The organism is Frankia alni ACN14a (genome assembly GCF_000058485.1).
Taxonomy (GTDB): domain Bacteria; phylum Actinomycetota; class Actinomycetes; order Frankiales; family Frankiaceae; genus Frankia; species Frankia alni.
Map to the genome: position 1 here is coordinate 682,724 of NC_008278.1, position 18,494 is coordinate 701,217.

The window sequence follows — 18,494 nt, forward strand, 5'->3', positions numbered from 1 at the left end:
CCTAGCCTGAGCGCTGTCCCAGGGTGCAACGTCGGAGGGCGCGGAGACCACCGGGGGTTGGGTGTGGTGCGGCGGGCCGGCATCACCGCTGGTCAGGAAGGCGATCAGGCAGGCGGTGAGCCTGGGCGCGCTTGCCTGGTCGTCCGGCCCTGGGGGTGCGCAGCGTCAGTGTCGTCCGGTGCCGGGAGGTCCGCCGGGCCGGCCGGGCGCGGGCGACCAGCTCGCGGATGCGGGCGCTGACCTCGTGCGGTCGTTCCAGGATGACCGCGTGCCCCGCGCCCTTCTCGACCGAGAGCTCGGCCCTGGGCAGGGCCTCGGCCAGCGTCCGGCTGTGCTCCAGCGGGGTCATCACGTCGGCGTCGCCGACGAGCAGCAGGGTGGGGACGTCGCGCAGCACACCGGCGGCCGCCAGCCGATCGTGGTCGAGCAGGGTGGGCAGGAAGGCGCCGACCACGGGAATCGGGGTGTTCGCGATCATCTCCTCCAGCGAGTCGACGACCGGCTCCGGCACCCGGGTCACGCCGAACCCGAGCCGCCGGGTCAGCGCCCGCGACGCGCTGCTCCCCCGCCAGCGGAGCCGTTCCAGTAGGGACGGGGCGTGCTGCAACCCGACGGCCACCCCGGGCAGGACCCGCCGCGCCGCCGCGGTGACGGTCGCCGGCAGCCCGAACGCCAGGCGGGCCAGCTCGCCCGCGCTCGTGGACAGCAGGGCCACCGCGATGATCCGGTCGCCGAACAGCTCCGGGTGTGTCTCCGCCAGGCCGAGAACGGTCATCCCGCCCATCGAATGTCCGATGAGCACGACCGGGCCGGTCGGCACCCGGTCGTCGAGGACCCGGTGTAGGTCGTCGGCAAGCTGGGCGATGGTGCAGTGCTCGACGTCGGACGGGCCGGACCGGCCGTGCGCGCGCTGGTCGTAGCAGACCGTGCGGCCCAGGTCGGCGAGGTCTCGGCGTTGGAAGTGCCAGGCGTCCGCGGTCATGCAGAAGCCGTGGACGAAGACCAGGGTCAGCGCCGCGTCCGGTGGCCCGGCCTCGGTGACGTGCAGCCGCACCCCGTCGGACGCGGTCACGGTCGTCTCCCGGGTGGCGTGCGCCTCGGCCACCGCGGACTTCGTCGCCCGCCACGCTCGCCTTCGGCGCCGTTCCTGTTCCGGGCCCTGTTCCTGCTCCGGACGCCGTGCTCGGGGGCGTCGTGGGCGCCGTTTCCCGGGCGGTTCGGCCGCACCTCGCTCACTCTGAGCCACCAGAACCACCCTCGCCATCCCCTCGCGCCCTGCTCAGGCACGTCATGCCCGGAGAAGCATGGATTAAAAGGTTATCGGCGGTAAGCGAGGAGGGAGAAAGTGCCGGCAGGGCCGTCGGCCCGGGGTCCGTGCCGACGGGCTACGCCGTTCAACGCCGACCGGCGCTGCCGTGCGTCAGCCGATCGGCGCCGCCGCGCGCCGGCCGGCCGGCAGCGCCGCGGCAGCGCGGTCGAAACGGATGGCGCGGTCGTAGGCCTCGCGGGCGTCGAGGAGCTGCTCCCAGTGTTCCGCCACCCAGGCGCAGGCGATCGCCATGGGCTCCAGCATGCTGCGGCCCAGCGCGGTCAGCTCGTATTCGACGCGGACGGTGGTCGTGCCGTTCAGGACGGTTCGGGTGAGCAGGCCGTCCCGTTCGAGGGAGCGCAGCGAATGGGTGAGCACCTTGGGAGTTATCCGACCCAGCGGTACGCGCAGCTCGGAAAACCGGCGGGGCCCGTCTTCGAGGCAGCGGATGATGAGTGCCGCCCACTTGTCGCCGAAGCGGACCGGGTTGAGCGCGGACGGGCACAGCTCGTCGAACATGTCGGCGCGCAGGGGCTCCCTCATGGCGTCACGATAGCCGGACAGTCGGTATCCCCGTGGTAACTTCCGCCCCCGATACCGTCCGAACCGGCCGGCGCGAAGGCATCGGATCTGGGGAGAGGCGGTTGTCGTGAATATTGTGGTGTTCGGCGCGGGCGGGCGGGCGGGGCGACAGGCTCTCGCCGAGGCGCGTCGGCGCGGCCACGGGGTGACTGCCGTGGTGCGCGCCCCCGCACGTCACGGCGATGTGCTGGCTGGTAGCCGGGTGATGGTGGGTGACGTCACGGATGCGGTAGATGTCCAGCATGCGGCGGCCGGGCAGGACGCGGCGATCAGCGCCGCGGTGGATCTGGCCGTTCCGGCCCACGACTTCTTCACCTCATCATCTCGGGCCCTGGCCACCGGGCTGGCGAAGGCAGGTGTGCGCCGTCTGGTGGTCGTCGGCGTCTCCTCGATCCTGCCGGGGGCGTCCGGTGCTCCTTTGATGGATGAGCCCGGCTTTCCGGACGAGTACCGTTCCTTCTGCCTCGGGCATGCCGCGGGCCTCGACGTGCTTCGGGCCTGCGAGCTCGATTGGGTGTACGTCGCTCCCGCCGGGGATTTCGACCACGATGGAGCGCGCACCGGTCGGTACCGGATTGCCGAACACGGCGACTCGGCCAGTCGGATCGGGTACGCGGACTTCGCGATAGCACTGCTCGATGAGATCGAGGAACCGCGCCGACATCACTGCACCGTCAGTGTCGAGTAGGCAGGTTTTCCCGTCGGGGCCGCGCTCAGCTTTCGGTGCGCAGCCAGTGGGCCGCGTAGGCGTCGACGTCCAGGCGCAGGCTGCCGTCCTCGTCCACGGTTCGGACGGCGCCGGCCTGCTCGCCGAGCAGCTCGACGAACCGGGCGCCCGCGCCGACCTCCGGGAGCCTGAGCGTGACGCTCGCCGACGCGGCGGCGAAGTTGTGCAGGGTGAGGACGGCACGTCCGTCGTGCTCCGTCCAGTGCGCCAGCACGGACGCGGTGTCGTGGTCGACGGTCACGCCGGCACCCCAGGCCAGCTCGGGACACTGCCGGTAGCGGCGCACCAGCGCGGCCACCCAGGAGAACAGCGAGGTGGGATCGTGGCGCTGGGCCGCCACGTTCACCTTGGCCGGGCCGTACTCGCCCTGGACGACGGGGGCGGGCAGGCGGTCCGCCTCCGCGTCCGGGTCCACGGTCGAGAAGCCGCCGTTCGGGCCGTCGGACCACTGCATCGGCACCCGGACCGCCTCCCGGCCGGGGATGTCGAGGTTCTCGCCCATCCCGATCTCCTCGCCGTAGAAGAGCGTCGGCGTGCCGGGCAGGGCGAACAGCAGGCTGTAGACCATGCGGATGCGGGCGGGGTCGCCGTCGAGCATCGGGGGCAGGCGCCGGCGCAGACCTCGGCCGTAGAGCTGCATCTCCTCGCGCGGGCCGAAGGCGGCGAACACCTCCTGGCGCTCGCCGTCGTCGAGCTTGTCCAGGGTGAGCTCGTCGTGGTTGCGGACGAACGTCGCCCAGTGACAGTCCTTCGGCGCGGCCGGCCGGTCGCGCAGCGCCTCGAGCAGCGGTGTCGCGTCGCGGCGGGCCAGCGCCAGGTAGAGCCGCTGCATGCCGGGGAAGTCGAAGCACATCGTCAGCTCGTCGCCGTCCTCGTCACCGAAGAACCGGCGGGTGTCGTCGTAGGGCAGGTTCACCTCGCCGAGCAGGACGACCTCCCCGTCGCGGCGGGAGACGAACGCGCGCAGATCGCGCAGGTACTCGTGCGGGTCGGGCAGGTCCGCGGCGTCGGCGGCGCCGTCGGTCTCCAGCAGGAACGGCACCGCGTCCACCCGGAAACCGGACAGGCCGAGCGCGATCCAGAAGCCCATGATCCGGGCGATCTCGTCGCGCACCGCGGGGTTCGCCACGTCCAGGTCGGGCTGGTGCTTGTAGAAGCGGTGCAGGTAGTACTGGCCGGCGGCGTCGTCGTACTGCCAGACGCTGTCCTCCTGATCGGGAAAGACGACGTCGGACGGGCCGTCGGCCGGGGGCTCGTCCCGCCAGACGTAGTAGCCGCGGTACGGGGAGTCCCGGCTGCTGCGGGCGCTGACGAACCACGGGTGCTGGTCGGAGGTGTGGTTGACGACCAGGTCGGCGATCACCCGGATGCCCCGGTCGCGGGCCACCAGGAGGAACTCCACCAGGTCGCCGTGGGTGCCCAGCCGGGGGTCGACGCCGTAGAAGTCGGTGATGTCGTAGCCGTCGTCCCGGTCGGGCGTCGGGTAGAAGGGCATCAGCCAGATGCAGGTGACCCCGAGTTCGTGCAGGTAGTCGACCCGTTGGGTGAGACCGCGGAAGTCGCCGCAGCCGTCACCGTTGCCGTCGGCGAAGGTCTCCACGTCCAGGCAGTAGATGACGGCGTTCTTCCACCACAGGTCGGCGGTCCGGCTTAGTCGCATTTCGCGGTACTGCCCCGCGATCAGCGGTGTATCCCCTTCGAGAGAATCTTGTTTCCGCGCCGACCGGCGTGCTGGTCTCCCGGTTACTCGTGCCGGGCATACCGTCCCCTCGACGAGGACGCCACGTCTTTCCTGGTGGCGCGGGCAGGCGCTGAGCCGGTTTCGACCTGGAGGCGGTGTGCGAGCAGGCGGTGTGCGAACAAGGCCCTTGCGGGAGCAGGTGGTTGTCGTGGTCGGAGCGTCCAGCGGGATCGGGCGTGCGACCGCACTCGCCTTCGCGCAACGCGGCGCACGGGTGGTGTGCGCGGCGCGCGGCGAGGAGGCGCTGCACGCCCTGGTCGGCGAGATCAGCGGGGAGGTCGGGGCGGGCCGGGCCTTCGCCGTGCCCACGGACGTCGCGGACCCGGCCGCGGTTCGGGAGCTCGCTGCGAGCGCCGAGCGGCGCCTCGGCCGCATCGACACCTGGGTGAACGCCGCGGCCGTCAGCGTTCTGGGGCGGGTCGAGGACGTCACCGACGCGGAGTTCGACCGGGTCCTGCGGATCAACCTGCTCGGCCAGGTGCACGGGGCGAAGGCGGCACTACCGGCCCTGCGGCGGGCCGGTGGCGGCGTGCTCATCGGAGTCTCCTCCGTCGAGGGCATCCGCGCGATGCCCCTGCACAGCGCCTACGCGGCGAGCAAGTGGGGGTTGCGGGGCTTCTACGACAGCCTGCGGGTGGAACTCGCCCAGGAGGGTGTCCCGATCGCGGTGACCACCGTGCTGCCGCCGTCCGTCGACACCCCCTTCTTCGCCCATGCCCGCAGCCGCATCGGCGGGCGTCCCAAGCCCCCGCCGCCGGTCTACGCGGCCGACGTCGTCGCCGCTGCGATCGTGCGGGCGGCCGTGCGACCCAGCCGGGAGGTGCTCGTCGGCGGCACCGCCGTCGCCGCCGCCATCGCCGCCCGGGTGTCCCCGGCGCTGGTCGACGCGCTGCTCTCGCTGCGCCGGGCAGGGATCGAGACGCTGCGCGAGGACCGGCCGGGCGAGCCGGGCGACATCGTCGACGCGCCCGAGGCCGGTCCAGGCCGGGTCGATGGTGACTACCCCGGCCGGGTGCTGCGGCACAGTCCGCTCACCTCACTGCTCGGCGTGGGCCGGCGTCCGGTCGAGCTGCTGACCGCGGCCGTCGGCCGGCTGCACCGCTCGACGCCGCCCGGCACCGCTCACCTGGCGGCGCGCGGTGCCGCGGGAGGACCGCCGCCGCCGTCGCCGTCGGGGATGACCATGCCGGCCGACACACCGCTGCGCAGGTGGCGCGGCACCGGCTCGGTGATGCGCTCACCGGGCAGGACGACCGGGGTAGCGGGCGGGTAGGGGGTGAGCTGCTCGGCCGCTCGCGGCGTTACCCGAGTACACCGGTCGCGCCGTCGGTCAGTTCCCGGGCGACGTCGGCGTGGCCGGTGTGCCGGGCTGAGCCCGATCGCCGTGCCCTTTTCGCGCCCATCGTCGCCGGCCAGAAGTTGTCGGACCCTCGCCGTAGTCTCGCCGCGAGCGAGGGAGGGCGGATGACACGGAACGAGGGTGGCGCGGCGGCGGCGACGGCCGCCGGTGCGGGCTTCGAGCGGGTCTGGCGGGTGCCGGAGGGGCAGGTGGCGTCCGGACGGATCCCGGGGTATGTCGGCGCGCTGCGGATCGGTGGGCGGGTCGAGGTGCGCGCGGGTGGGCGGATGGCGCTCGGGCCGGCGAGCGCGCCGATGACGGCGGACACGCGGTTCCGGCTCGCCTCGCTCACCAAGCTGACGGCGGGGGTGCTCGTGCTCGGCCTCGAGCACGACGGGCTGCTCGGGCTCGACGATCCGGTGGCCCGCTGGCTGCCGGAGGCGGCGGCCCCGCGGGTGCTGGTCGCCCCGGACGCGCCGCTCGACCGCACCGTCGAGGCGCGCCGGCCGATCACCGTCCGGCACCTGCTGACCCTGACCTGCGGCTGGGGCGCGGTGCTGGAGCAGACCCCGCTACAGGCGGAGATGCTGCGGCGCGGGGTCTTCCCCGGCCCGTTGACGCCGCGGATGTCCGCCGACGAGTTCGTCGCCAGGGTCGCCGGGCTGCCGCTGGCATTCCAGCCGGGCGAGGGCTGGTTGTACGACACCGGCATCGACCTGCTCGGTGTGCTGCTCGCCCGCTGCGCCGGGCGCCCCCTGTCCGAGCTGGTCGCCGAGCGGATCACCGGCCCGCTCGCCATGGCGTCCACCGGGTTCTGGGAGCCGGATCCGAGCCGGCTCGCGACGGCCTACCAGCCCGGGCCGGACGGGCTGGCGGTGCTGGACGCGCCCGACGGCGCGTTCGCCCGTCCGCCCGCGTTCGAGGAGCTCAGCTCCGGGCTGGTGTCCACCGCGCCCGACGTCCTGCGGTTGCTGTGCGCGCTTGCGGACGGTGGCGACCCGGTGCTGCCGGTCGGCGCGGTGGCGCGGATGACCGCCGACGCGCTGACCGACGCCCAGCGCGACCAGGCCCGGCCGATCGTCGGCCCCGGCGGGTCGTGGGGCCTGGGCACCGGCGTGGACGTCGAACCCGCCGAGCCGTGGATGACCCCCGGGCGCTGGGGCTGGGACGGCGGGACGGGAACCACCGGCCACGTCGACCCGACCCGCGGCGCCGTCGGCGTCCTGCTCACCCAGCGGGCGATGACCGGCCCGCTGGACGGCTTCGGCGAGTTCTGGACGGCGGTCGCCGCCACCCGATGACGCCGCCGGGCGGGCCGCCTCGTGCAGCAGGACGGCGGCCTCCAACGCGGCCAGAACCAGCCTCACCGAGCCGGGAAGCGGGAGGAACGGCACCAGGAGAGTCAGCATCCGGATGAGGCGATGCACCCGTCCTGCCCGGGGCGGCCGGCCGCCCGTGTTCCGCATCCGCTCGACTCTTGTGAACGATGGCCTGGTCATGGCGCCTCCGGCGGGAATAGACGATTCCTTTGTTGACCCTTCGATTGGTAGCACCGGGAGAGATCGGCGGAATGCGCGTTGTGCGCCTGTGTGCGCGCAGGACGATGCGCGACCTATTTTTTGCGCGAGCGGCGCGCAATCTGCTGGCGGCCTGATTCCGGGCGGCCGCCGGCCGCTCTATGATCTGCCCAGTCCGTGCGCGATGTGAGGCGAGCGCGTCCGGCGGACATGCGGGGGGTGACCGTGGCCAGACAGCATCCGGCCAGGTGCGGGCGGGACATCCGGTCGCGGCTGGCGAAGGCGGGTATAGGCGTGCCGGAGACGGCGGACGCTGTGCATCGTCATTGCGGCGTGAGCCGGTTGCGGGCCTACCGGCTGGCATATGGCTGGACGCAGGAGGAACTCGTCCGACGGATCCGCCAGTACGAGACCGAGGCAGGGCGCGGCGATCCGCCGCTTGGGCATCAACGGATATCGAGGTGGGAACGCGGCGAGCGGCCGTCGCCCCGGTATCTCGACGCGCTCTGCGCCGTGCTGCGCACGCGCCCGGACCGGCTCGGATTCGGGCTGGACGGGTCCGCCCAGGACGTCGCCCCCGTCTTGGCCGAGACGGGCTGGACAGACTCGATCGTGCCGGTTCAGGTCCGATCCGGGCACCCCGCGGGGCCCACCGCGCCGCCACCGGCCGCGGCCGTGCTGGCGCGTGCGGGGGAGCTTCGGGACGTCCTGGATCGGTCGCTGTGGGTCGAGGTGCCGGCCGAGCAGGTCGACCGTCTCGACGAGGTGGTGCGGGACCAGGGCTTCCGGTACCGCACGCAGCCGGTGATCGGGATGATCGGTGACCTGTCCGTCGACCTGGCCGAGGTCGGCCGGCTGCTGGGCCGGCGCCAGCCGCTTTACCAGCAGCGCAGGCTGCGCGGCGTCGCCGCGAAGGTGGCCGGCATCACCGCCCTGTCGTTCTCCGACCTGGGTCACCGGGTCGAGATGCGCGGCTGGTTCGAGACGGCGTACCGCAACGCGAGCGAGCATGGCGCCGCCGAGCTGCTCGCCTGGGTGGTGGCGAAACGGGCCAAGGCCGAGCTGGAGAACGGCGCATCCGCCCAGCTCGTGCTCACGATCGCCGCGCGGGCGGAGGCACTGGCCGGGCGCTCACCGAGCGCCGGAAAGCTGATCGCCGTGACGATGCAGGCCCGGGCTTTGGGCGTGCAGAAGAAGCTGCCCGAGGTGCTGCGGCGAGCCCGGCAGGCACTGGACCTGTTCGACCGACTCGACCCGGAGTCCACCAGCAGCAGCGTGCTGGCGATGAGCGAGCAGCAGCTCCACCTCTACATAGCCGACGCGCTGCTCGCCGCCGGCGACTGGCGCCGCAGCCTGCCGCACTTCGACCGCGCGGTGCGCCTGTTCCCCCCGGGTGAGCCACGCGACCCGGTGCTCACCCGGATCAACCAGGCCGGAGCGCTGATTCTCGGCCAGCAGGTCGACACCGGCTGCGAGCAGATCATCAGGGAACTGACCGGCATCGCCGAGCACTGGCGCAGCCCGCTCGTGCTGCGCTGGGCTGCTGACGGGCTACGGCGCGTGCCCGAGCGGCACCGCGGCCAGTCCGCCGTGCGCGAGCTGCGGGACCTGATCGCGACCCTCACGTCGATCGGGTCGGCCGGGTCGGTGGCGACGATCGGGTGGTGAGCTCGGCGTCCCGCTGGAGCTCGCCCGGCTAGCCGACCGGCCGGGCGCTGTCCGAGCTGCGGGCGGCGGGGCTGTCCCGCTCCCTGGGTAAGGCGCGGTCGGCGGTCGCGGTCCGGGCGTACCACTGCTGGCGGCTCATCACGTAGACGTTGCTGGCCAGCCACGGGCCGACGTCGGCGATCCCGCGGAAGGTCATGCCGAGCCGGTGGGCGATCGCGTTCATGCCGGCGTTGTCCCGATGCGTCGAAGTGATCAGCTCGTCCACTGTGAGCCGTTCGAAGCCGAATTCCAGTGAGGCCCGGACCGCCTCCGTGCCGAGCCCCTGACCCCAGTGGTCCCGCCGGATGGACACGGCGACCTCGATCCCCGGCCAACCGTCCGCGAAATACACCCCGGCTCGGCCGAGGAACTCCCCGCTGCCCCGTTCCTCAACCGCCCACATGCCGTGACCGTGGATCATCCACATGCCGAGGAGATGAGTGACGAGACGTTCCGTGCCGGCCAACCCGAACGGGCCGTCGAGATAACGCATCGTCTCCGGGTCGGCGTTCATCGCGGCGTACGGGTGCAGATCCTCGGGACGCCAGCCGCGCAGGATCAACCGGGAGGTGATGACGGTCGGGATCTCGATTCGGGTGGGCAGGCCGTAAGTCAACGTCATGGAAATGATGGTCCGCTGACGGGCACCGGTCGGGAAGCACCCGGAGCGACCGATTCAGCGCGGCCTGTCGCTGATTTTGTCCGGTATGGGCTGGCTTGGTAGCGACGGGCGGTGGAAACGGGGAGGTCCCGGCCCCGAGGCCGATCGGGTTCGGCGCCGGCGCGCCGGACCGCGCATCGTCGGGTCATCGCTCGCAGGTGGGGCGGTAGGGGACGCCGGGCAGGTAGAACTGCCACGACGAGGCGTCCAGCCCGCCCCCGGCCTCGGCGCAGGCGGCGGCGACCACCTGCCGCCGGGACGCGTTCACGGTGGACACCCGCCACAGCCGGAGCATGCCGTCGTTGCCCCCCGAGGCCAGCACGCTGCCGTCCTGGGAGAAGGCGAGCGAGAACACCGCATGGGTGTGGCCCGTCAGCGGCTGCCCGATGGGGCGCAGGCTGGGCGCCGGCGGGTCGAGGCTGTCCCGGGCGTTGCGGCTGTCCTGGGCGTCGCGGGCGTCGCGGGCGTCGCGGGCGGAGGTGTCCGCACCGTCGCCGGCTGGTCCGCTCCGACCCTCTCGACTCTCCCGTCCTTCCCGGTCCCGGCGGACCTCGTCCTTCTCCGTCTCGCTCGCGCAGGCGTCGAGGGCCGGGCGACCGATGAGGTCCGCGGCGTCCGCGGTGGCGGGGGGAAGCCGGGCGGCGGTGCGGGCGTCCCACAGGCGTACCCCGCGCCCAGAGCCGACGGCGAGAATGCTGCCGTCGGGGGAGAACCTGACTGCCCGCGCCTCCCCGGGGCCGGCGGGCAGCCAGCCCAGGAGGCGGCGGTTGCCGGCCCCGCCGCCGGCGGACCACAGGCTGACCCCGCCGAGCTCCTCGCCGACCGCCTCGACGGGGGCGGCGGGGGATCGGTCGACGCAGGTGTCGACCGGTCCGAGGGCGGGGGCTACCGGGTCGACCGGCCGTGGCCGCGCCGAGTCGCCGATGTCCCAGGCCATCCGGGTGCGGTCGAAGCCGGTCGCGACCAGCTGCCGCCCGTCCGCCGAGAACGTCACCGCGGTCACCTGACTGCGCAGGCCCGTCAGCGGCAGCCCGACGCGCCGCGGCTGGTCCGGGCCGGCCGCGACCGACCACAGCAGCACTGATGCGTCTGCACCGCCGGTGGCCAGCAGCTTTCCGTCGCGGGAGAACGCCACGGCGGTGACGGGGCTGCCGTTGGCCAGCGCCGTCCGGCTGCTGGCGAGGGTCTGGAGGCGCTCCTGGCTGGCGGCGTCCGGATGCACCGCCCAGGCGGCGAGTGACAGCCGCAGCGCGCGGATCCGGTCCGTCGCGCTCACGTCATCCGCCCTGGTCAGCAGGGCCTGGGCGATCACCGCCCGCTGGGCACGCTCGGCGGAGTGTTGTGCCTGCCGGGCGGAGACGCCCTGCCAGCCGGCGGTCGCGGCGCCGGCGAGCGTCACCGCGAGCAGGGCGGCCAGCACCGCGATCGTCCGGCGCCGGCGCCGGCGCTCCCGGTGACGCGCCGCCTCGACGCGGCAGTGGCACTCGGCGAGGAACCGCTGCCCGGCGTTGTTGAGGTTCACGACCGCCCGCCCGCCCGCGCGGAAACGGTCGTAGGACCCCCACAGGATGGTCGTGGCGGCGGTGAGCCGGTCGACGTCCCACAGCGGGCCGCCGTGTGCCCAGGCCGCGGCGGCCCGCTCGACCTGCCCCTCGCTGAGCAGCGCGGCCTCCCGCTCGCGGATCGCGGCGTCCAGCGGCGGCCAGACGGACAGCAGCGCCTCGTGGACGACGCCGACCCCGGCACCGCCGAGGCTGTCGCTGGCCGTCGACAGCAGCCGCTGTTCCACGAAGACGCCGAACGCGGTGCGCATGGCCTCCGACGGCAGTTCCGCCACCTCGATGCGGCGCCGGGTACGCCGGCCCCCCTCGTCCAGGGTGGCAAGCTCCGCCATACCGGCGAGGATCTCCGCTCGGGGCAGGCGGGCGGCGGCCACCGCCTCGTCGAGCACGGCGTCCGCCCGGCGCGCCAGCGCGCCGCGCACCCCGCCGAGCTCCTCGTAGCGCTGTGCGGACAGCCGCCCGCCGCGGGTCTGGTTGCGGGCCAGCTCGTGCAGGGTGAAGGCCAGCAACGGCAGCGCCTCGCCGCCGTCGGTGTCGGCGACCATCTGGCTGACCAGCTCCGGCTCCACCGACAGCCCGGCGACCCGGGCCGGCTCGGTGATCACGACGCTGAGCATGTCGCGCGCCAGCGGCCGCAGCGGAAAGGTGTGCAGGTGGGCGCCGTGCAGCTCGGGCAGGGCGAACAACTGGTCCTGGAACTCCGACCGGACCGCGATGACGACGCGGATGGGGCCGTCGAGCCCGCGGGAGAGAACTCCGGCGAACCGGGCCCGCTCGGCGGCGTCGGCGCGGGTGAACAGCTCCTCGCCCTGGTCGACGACGAGCAGCAGCCGGTCCCGGGGCTGGCCGTAGCCCGCGCTCAGCAGTTCCTCGGCGAGCCCGACGAGGGCGCGGTCGTCGGCGACCAGCCGCTGGTGGATCTCGCCCGGCTCCCAGCGCAGCCCGACGCGGATCGCCGTCTGCGCCAACGCCAGCGCCAGCTTGCGGGTCGGGTCGCGGCCCGGCAGGAACGGATCGGCGATCTCCCAGCCGGGCTCGGCCCCCAGCCGCGCCGTCAACCCCGCCGTGACCAGCGACGACTTGCCGCACCCGGACCCGCCGACGACGAGCAGCAGCCGCCGGTCGCTCAGCGCGCGCAGCCGGTGGGCGAGCCGACGCAGCTCGTCGGCACGCCCGTAGAAGACGCGGGCCATGTCCCGGGTGAACGGCCGCAGCCCCGGGAACGGCGAGCGATCCCACGCCCAGCCCAGGCCGCCGGCGGCGTCCACCCGCCGCAGCGGGCCGTCCAGATCGCCGATCCAGCCGCCGTTGTCGACGACGGCGACGTGCTGGCGGTCGTCGAGCAGCGGCGAGGCCACCCCCGCCTGCGCCCGCAGCGGCAGCAGCAGGCTCCCGACCTCGTGGGCGATGCCGATTTCGTAGGCGCACCAGGGGGAGGTGTTGTAGGCCTCGGTCACGACACAGATGACGGCGTCCGCGGCCCGCAGCTCCTGGTGCAGGCGCTCCTTCCAGACCTCACCCGGCCGGATTCCCGTCCGGATGTCGCGGGCCAGGAATGCCCGATGGCCGAGATCGGCCAGCGTGCGGTAGATCCGGTCGGCCAACTCCACGTCCGAGCTGGCGTGGCTGACGAAGACGCGTGCCACTGTCATCCCCAGTAATCGCCGCGCACATTGCCGTGCAGACGCGGTAGGTCGTCGATACTACCGCCCCGGAGTACCGCGTCGCCGGTACAAATACGGGATTGCCGCGGCCGGCCCCTGGACCGGTCGCGCCGGGGAAATCCCGCAATCGATCGGCCGCCGTCGGGGTATCCGCTTAAGCGCGGATGAACAGATGGTGGAGCGCGGGGAAATAAAGTGAACCAGGCGATCCGGTCGCCGCCCGGCGCCGTCGGAGACGCCCTGCTCGTCCTGCTCGATCTCGCCGAACCGCGCGAACGCGACGCCGGCCGCGGCCAGCCGGGACACGGTCGCGGCGGGTCACCCCGCTGCGCCGCTCCACGCGCCGCGCGCGCCACCGGATGCGGCGTGTGGTGCGCCTGCGGATGCGGCGTGTGGTGCGCCGGCGGCCGCGTGGCGGTGGCCGTCACCTGATCTCACGACGCCGCCGCACCCGGGCATGGCTCGGGCCACCTGACACCCACCCCCGTCCGCGGTCGCCGTGAAATCGCCGTCGCGGCGGCGCTTCGTACGAAGATTGCCCCGCCATACGGCACCTGTCCCTGCCCCGCACGGGGGACGCGGCCGATATTCCGGCGGTCCGGCTGCACACTCGGGCGCCGTTCATGGCATGCTCGGTTTCCGACGGTAGGAGCATGCGTCGGCCGGCTCGGTCAGGGTCGATCGGCCAGGCTTCTCACCGGCGACGGTCCGCCGTCGTGGATGTTGCCGGTTTTGTCGTCGTGTTGACGTGAGTCCTCATCGTGGAGGTTTGTTGTGAAGCGTGTCGGAGCAATTGTTCTGCTGGTTGCGCTCGTGGGTGGCGGCTTCCTGTTCCGCCGGCAGCGTGGCAAGCAGGACGCATAGGTCCGCGCCGCGTCGGCGCTGATCGGCGGGAATCCACCGCGCCCCTCGAGGAGGCTCGGCAATCGGTCCCGCCGGGTTCGGCTGTGATCGGATCGCCGTTTCGGCGGTCGTCTGTCGAGCAACGTGGCGTGGGACGGTCCGTACGTGCATCAGTTTGACGCCGAGACGGCCGATCTCCTGCGGGCGATCTTCGACTTCACCGGGGTCCGCCTTGGATTCGATCCGGTTCCCCTGGACGGTCCGGCGACGCCGGCGGAGCTGTCCGCCAGGGCCGGCCGGACGATCACGGAGGACGGGATCGGCGGTCTCCGAGCCCTGGCGACGTTCGACGAGGTGCTCTCGCGCGCCTGCATCTCGGCGGACCATCCGCGCAACCTCGCCTTCATCCCCGCCGCCCCGACCCGGCTGTCGGTGCTGTTCGACGTGGTGGTCGGCGCGTCGTCCATCTATGCCGGAAGCTGGATGGAGGGTGCGGGCGCGGTCCACGCCGAGAACGAGACGCTGCGTTGGCTGGCCGACCTCGCCGGCCTGCCCGCCACGGCTGGGGGCGTGTTCGTGCCCGGTGGCACGGTCGGCAACCTGTCCGCGCTCGTCGCCGCCCGCCAGGCCGCCCGGGCGAGGCTGGCCGCCGAGGGCCGGCCGATGCCGGCGCGCTGGCGGTTCGTCTGCGGGGCGGAGGCCCACTCGTCGCTCTACCAGGCGGCGATGGTGCTCGACGCGGACATCGTGGCCGTGCCGACGGGGGAGGAGGGCCGGCTCACCGGTCCGCTGCTCGCCGCCGCGCTCGACGACCTCGCCGGCCGTAGCGACCTCGCCGGCCGAGGCGACCTCGTCGGACACCGCGACTCGGCCACGCCGAGCGACGGGCCCGTGCACGACGGGGTCTTCGCCGTCGTGGCGACCGCGGGGACGACCCAGTTCGGCATCGTCGACGACCTGCGGGGCGTGGTCGACGTCTGCCGTGACCGCGGCCTGTGGGTGCACGCCGACGGCGCCTACGGCCTGGCGGCGCTCGCCGCGCCCTCGGCCCGGCCCCTGTTCGACGGGATCGCCGACGTCGACTCGTTCATCGTCGACCCGCACAAGTGGCTGTTCGCCCCGTTCGACGCCTGCGCGCTGATCTATCGCGATCCCGCGCTGGCCCGGGCGGCACACGGTCCGCAGCGGGCCGGCTATCTCGACGTGCTCGACTCGGCCGTCAACTGGAATCCGTCCGACTACGCCATCGGGCTGTCCCGGCGGGCCCGCGGCCTGCCGTTGTGGTTCTCCCTGGCGGCGCACGGCACCCGGGCCTACGCCGAGGCGATCGAGACCACGCTGGCGACGACGCGGGCGGCGGCGGCGCAGATCGCGGCGCGGCCCGAGCTGGAACTCGTCCGCCCGGCAGAGCTTTCCGTGGTCGTGTTCCGCCGGCTCGGCTGGCAGGACGCCGACTATCACCGGTGGAGCGAGAACCTGCTTCGCGAGGGATTCGCCTTCGTGCCACCCACCCGGCATGACGGGGAGACCGTCGCCCGTTTCGCCGTCGTCAACCCGCGCACCACCCCGGCCGACATCGAAGCCATTCTCAACACGATGGTCTGATCTCGTGCTCGCGGTGTTCGGCGCCGTAAACCGCGGCCCGTGCCCCGTGCCCCGTGCTCTCCAGATCCCCTGGTGCCCGCGCTTCTTCGAGAAAGTCGGGCGGCGCGAGTCCTTTCGACCCGCGCCGCCCCGGCGCGGCGACCGGCGGGCGGCCGTCGCCTTCACCGCCCGGCATCGTCGGCGGTCCGGCGTCGGCGGCGGTAAGCCCGCCGATGCCACGCCCTAACCCTGGCTTCGCCCGGGTTATCGTTCAGGTGGCAACGTCAGTTGCCCACCGTGAAACGACGGTTGCGGTTACGCGGCTTCTCGACCTCGTCGACGACGGCGATCGCGAAGTCCTCGTGGGAGATGCCGATCTCGCCCTGGGCGTCCACCACGGGCCGGTCGTTGCCGGTGCGGTAGGCGCCCCGACGCTGTCCCTGGCCCATGTTGCGCGGCGGCGGGGCGATGGCCGCCCAGCGCACGTTGCGCGCACCCCGGTACACGTCGAGCGCGTCGACCTGGTCGAGCGCGTCCTTGCGCTCCGCGGCGGGGAAGTCCGGGCTGTCCACGAGCCGCTGGCCGTTGTCGTCCTCCAGGGTCCCGCCGCTGGAGACGTGCAGGACGGCCGGGGCCTGGTCGCCGATGCGGGGCAGGACGTCGACGAGGGTACGCGCGGCGTTCGCGTGCACCGGACGGTCGACACCACCCACCGCCACGACGACGGCGTCCGCCTCCTGCGCCAGGCGCTGCACGGAGTCGCGCGACGTGACGTCGCCCTCCACCGCGTTGGCCTTGCGCGGAAGCTTCTTCACGCGGGCCGCGTCAACCTCGACCGCGGTGACCTCGTGTCCCCGTCGAATTGCTTCGTCGGTGATGCGGCGCCCGATCTGACCACCGGCACCAAAAATGACGATCCTCGCCATGCCATTGCCTCCGACTCACCGGTCGTGCAACTGATGGATAGATAGTCGTGCGTGTAATCGATGACGTCCGTCGCCCCATTGCGCCGGCGTCATGGTCAGTAAGTGAATTACTGTCCGCGCTGACTATTTCACGCTGCGCAGCGGCTGCAAGTTGACGTCGCCCGCTGCGGTCCGGGTCGCCCGAGTCGGGTGGGCGAAAAGGGAACGGGCCGCGCGCCGCGCGTTCAGGGCGCCGCGAGGGAGCGGGACGACACCTCCGGGACATGGCCCGCATTCCACTCGGGGCGTCGCACCGGTTTCGAGGGCATTGGGTGTGGCCGGTCGGGTGCGGTCGGTAAGATCCGCGGTGTCGGCCGGTAGGGGTCGATGTCGTGCCGGAGGACGGGGGCGTTGATGGCGCGGGTGTTGCTGGTGGTGGATCCGAACGTCGGCGCGAGCCCGGCCGATCTGGTGAGGGTGTGGACGTCGGCTCCTCCGGCCGCGGACGGTGCGGCGCTCGGAGACGGTGCGGGGCTCCCGGACGGGGCGGCGCTCGGGGACGGTGCGGTGGCCGTGGAGGCCGTCCGGGGGCGGGTCATGCTGCCGGGCGTGCTGGAGGTCCTGGTGCTACCGGTCGCGGTGAACCTCGCCAGCAGCGCGCTGTTCGAGCTGGTCCGCTCGTGGGTGGCCCAGGCCCGCGGGCCGGCGGCGCAGGATGCGGAGTTCGAGGTGGTGGAGACGACCGACGACCAGGGCAACCGGGTCGTGGTCGTCCGTCCGCGTCGCACCGTCCGATAGGCGGAGTCCGGCCGAGATCGGGCGGCACCACGCTTCTGCTGGAGCTTGCCGAGGAACTCGTCGGGCCGACGTGGTGAGCGTCGGGCCCGGCGTGCGGCCTGGTGCAGGGGCGGTGGAGGTGGGATTTGAACCCACGGAGGGGTTGCCCCCTCACACGCTTTCGAGGCGTGCGCCCTCGGCCACTAGGCGACTCCACCGTAGGCGAGCTTACCGGACGTCTCGACGGTCCGGTTCGCGGGGGTCGTCAGGCCGGTCCCAGGAGCTCGTCGCCGCCGGCCGGGCGTCGGCGTGCGGTTCCGCGGAACCGCGCCACGGCGATCATGGTCGCCCCGCCCCGCTTATCCAGAGGGATTTTTCGGGCACGGAGGCCTCTGGACAAGCAGGGGAGGGGCCAGATCGCGTGGAAGATCGGTGCTGGCGGGGAGTCAGCCGGTGGGTGGGCGGCGGCGGGCGGTGAAGAAGTCGGCGAGCAGGGTGGCGCACTCGGCGGCGCGGACGCCGGAGATGACCTCGGGGCGGTGGTTGAGGCGGCGGTCGCGCACGACGTCCCACAGCGAACCGACCGCGCCGGCCTTGTCGTCGACGGCGCCGTAGACGAGTCGGTCCACCCGCGCGAGCACCAACGCGCCCGCGCACATCGTGCACGGCTCCAGGGTGACCACGAGGGTGGCGCCGGACAGCCGCCAGGAGCCGACCCGGGCCGCCGCCGCCCGCAGCGCGAGCACCTCGGCGTGGGCGGTCGGGTCGCCGTCGCGCTCGCGGGTGTTGCGGCCCGCCCCGAGCACCGTGCCCTCCGGGCCCACCACGACCGCGCCGACCGGGACGTCGCCGTGCTCCGGCGCCAGCCGCGCCTGGGCCAGCGCGAGGCCCATCGCCGCCTCGTGATCGGACCCGCCGGCCGGGCCGCGCCCGCTCACCAAGCCGTGGGCGCCCGCTGTGCCGTAGGACTTTGCTGCGCCGCGTCCGGTGGTTGTGCTGTGGTCGGACCCGCCCGGTGGGGCGGGGTCAGCCACGGACGTCGTCGAGGATCTCGCCGGCGCCGGCGCGCTCGCTCAGGGCGCTGATCAGGTCTGCGGGCAGCATGCCCTCCTCGCCGATCAGCTCCAGCAGCGCCTCCTCGGAGGTGCCGAGGTCGACGAGCAGGTCGAGGTCGCCGACCGGGGACGCCTGGGTCAGCACGGAGGTGTCGTCGTCCTCGTCGTCCTCCGTGGCCAGGCCCGCCATCGACGGCAGGGCGTCGGCGAACAGGCGCTCGGCGAGCTCGGAGGTGATCAGGACCCGGCGGTCGGAGAGGAAGACCTTGGGGTCCGGTTCGTCGGCGCCGACCCGGACGATCGCCAGGTACTCGTCGTCCTCCTCCAGGAAGGCCACGATGGTGTCGTCACCGAAGTCGCGCATCGTGTCGGTGAGGGCGTCGAGGTCCTCGGCGCCCACCGGGTCGAGTTCGTGCACCGACCAGCGGCCGTGGTCCCGCGCGATCGCGATTGCCTTCGTCGTCACTGTGCGCCCTCACGTCCCTTCTGCAACCGCGTGGTGCCTGGCGGCCAGCCGCTAC

Annotated in this window: 14 protein-coding genes and 1 tRNA gene; 6 read left to right on the plus strand and 9 right to left on the minus strand. The window is 73.2% G+C overall.

Translation table 11 applies throughout. The features are described 5' to 3' along the window. Positions 1 to 82 precede the first annotated feature (82 nt). Positions 83 to 1,105, minus strand: coding sequence for an alpha/beta fold hydrolase (locus tag FRAAL_RS02705; protein WP_011601871.1), 1,023 nt, complete (start codon positions 1,103 to 1,105; stop codon positions 83 to 85). A gap of 315 nt (positions 1,106 to 1,420) precedes the next feature. After that, entirely contained in the window at positions 1,421 to 1,852 is a 432-nt protein-coding gene (locus FRAAL_RS02710; RefSeq protein ID WP_011601872.1) for a winged helix-turn-helix transcriptional regulator, read from the minus strand. A gap of 118 nt (positions 1,853 to 1,970) precedes the next feature. Between FRAAL_RS02710 and FRAAL_RS02715 the strand changes: the two genes are divergently transcribed. Further along, positions 1,971 to 2,579, plus strand: a complete 609-nt coding sequence (locus FRAAL_RS02715; RefSeq protein ID WP_231861661.1) for an NAD(P)-dependent oxidoreductase — start codon at positions 1,971 to 1,973, stop codon at positions 2,577 to 2,579. Between the two features lie 25 nt (positions 2,580 to 2,604). On the opposite strand, the gene FRAAL_RS02720 is transcribed toward FRAAL_RS02715, so the two are convergent. Beyond that, the gene (locus tag FRAAL_RS02720; protein WP_011601874.1) at positions 2,605 to 4,278 is read right to left on the minus strand and encodes an alpha-amylase family protein; all 1,674 of its coding nucleotides are present in this window, start codon (positions 4,276 to 4,278) and stop codon (positions 2,605 to 2,607) included. Between FRAAL_RS02720 and FRAAL_RS02725 the strand changes: the two genes are divergently transcribed. The 3 genes from FRAAL_RS02725 to FRAAL_RS02735 all read left to right on the plus strand — a co-directional run bounded on the left by FRAAL_RS02725 (position 4,232) and on the right by FRAAL_RS02735 (position 8,883). After that, positions 4,232 to 5,632: an SDR family oxidoreductase gene (locus tag FRAAL_RS02725; RefSeq protein WP_256804491.1), complete on the plus strand. Its 1,401-nt coding sequence runs from the start codon at positions 4,232 to 4,234 to the stop codon at positions 5,630 to 5,632. The two genes, FRAAL_RS02720 and FRAAL_RS02725, sit on opposite strands and share 47 nt — an antisense overlap. Positions 5,633 to 5,823: 191 nt before the next feature. Further along, entirely contained in the window at positions 5,824 to 6,999 is a 1,176-nt protein-coding gene (locus FRAAL_RS02730; protein ID WP_011601876.1) for a serine hydrolase domain-containing protein, read from the plus strand. A gap of 549 nt (positions 7,000 to 7,548) precedes the next feature. Then, complete coding sequence (locus FRAAL_RS02735; RefSeq protein ID WP_231861474.1) at positions 7,549 to 8,883, plus strand: helix-turn-helix domain-containing protein; 1,335 nt, start codon at positions 7,549 to 7,551, stop codon at positions 8,881 to 8,883. Between the two features lie 28 nt (positions 8,884 to 8,911). Here FRAAL_RS02735 and FRAAL_RS02740 read toward each other — a convergent pair whose 3' ends face one another. Together FRAAL_RS02740 and FRAAL_RS02745 are read right to left on the minus strand one after the other, a co-directional pair. Beyond that, a complete protein-coding gene (locus FRAAL_RS02740) occupies positions 8,912 to 9,544 on the minus strand; it encodes a GNAT family N-acetyltransferase (RefSeq protein ID WP_011601878.1) in 633 nt (210 codons plus the stop codon). A 184-nt stretch (positions 9,545 to 9,728) separates the two neighbouring features. Further along, positions 9,729 to 12,797, minus strand: a complete 3,069-nt coding sequence (locus FRAAL_RS02745; protein ID WP_011601879.1) for an nSTAND1 domain-containing NTPase — start codon at positions 12,795 to 12,797, stop codon at positions 9,729 to 9,731. Positions 12,798 to 13,817: 1,020 nt separating this feature from the next. Here FRAAL_RS02745 and FRAAL_RS02755 point away from each other — a divergent pair. Continuing rightward, positions 13,818 to 15,257, plus strand: a complete 1,440-nt coding sequence (locus FRAAL_RS02755) for a pyridoxal phosphate-dependent decarboxylase family protein (protein WP_041940104.1) — start codon at positions 13,818 to 13,820, stop codon at positions 15,255 to 15,257. A 263-nt stretch (positions 15,258 to 15,520) separates the two neighbouring features. On the opposite strand, the gene FRAAL_RS02765 is transcribed toward FRAAL_RS02755, so the two are convergent. Next, the gene (locus tag FRAAL_RS02765; protein ID WP_011601882.1) at positions 15,521 to 16,162 is read right to left on the minus strand and encodes an NAD(P)-dependent oxidoreductase; all 642 of its coding nucleotides are present in this window, start codon (positions 16,160 to 16,162) and stop codon (positions 15,521 to 15,523) included. A 393-nt stretch (positions 16,163 to 16,555) separates the two neighbouring features. Between FRAAL_RS02765 and FRAAL_RS02770 the strand changes: the two genes are divergently transcribed. Further along, entirely contained in the window at positions 16,556 to 16,939 is a 384-nt protein-coding gene (locus tag FRAAL_RS02770) for a hypothetical protein (protein WP_041938740.1), read from the plus strand. 110 nt (positions 16,940 to 17,049) lie between these two features. Here the strand turns inward: FRAAL_RS02770 and FRAAL_RS02775 are convergent. The 3 genes from FRAAL_RS02775 to FRAAL_RS02785 all read right to left on the minus strand — a co-directional run bounded on the left by FRAAL_RS02775 (position 17,050) and on the right by FRAAL_RS02785 (position 18,439). After that, positions 17,050 to 17,136 (minus strand) — tRNA-Ser (locus FRAAL_RS02775). A gap of 228 nt (positions 17,137 to 17,364) precedes the next feature. Continuing rightward, positions 17,365 to 17,856 carry a tRNA adenosine(34) deaminase TadA gene (gene tadA, locus FRAAL_RS02780; RefSeq protein ID WP_011601884.1) on the minus strand — a complete coding sequence of 164 codons (492 nt, stop codon included), beginning with the start codon at positions 17,854 to 17,856 and terminating at the stop codon, positions 17,365 to 17,367. A gap of 88 nt (positions 17,857 to 17,944) precedes the next feature. After that, positions 17,945 to 18,439, minus strand: coding sequence for a tRNA adenosine deaminase-associated protein (locus FRAAL_RS02785; RefSeq protein WP_011601885.1), 495 nt, complete (start codon positions 18,437 to 18,439; stop codon positions 17,945 to 17,947). Between the last annotated feature and the right edge of the window lie 55 nt (positions 18,440 to 18,494).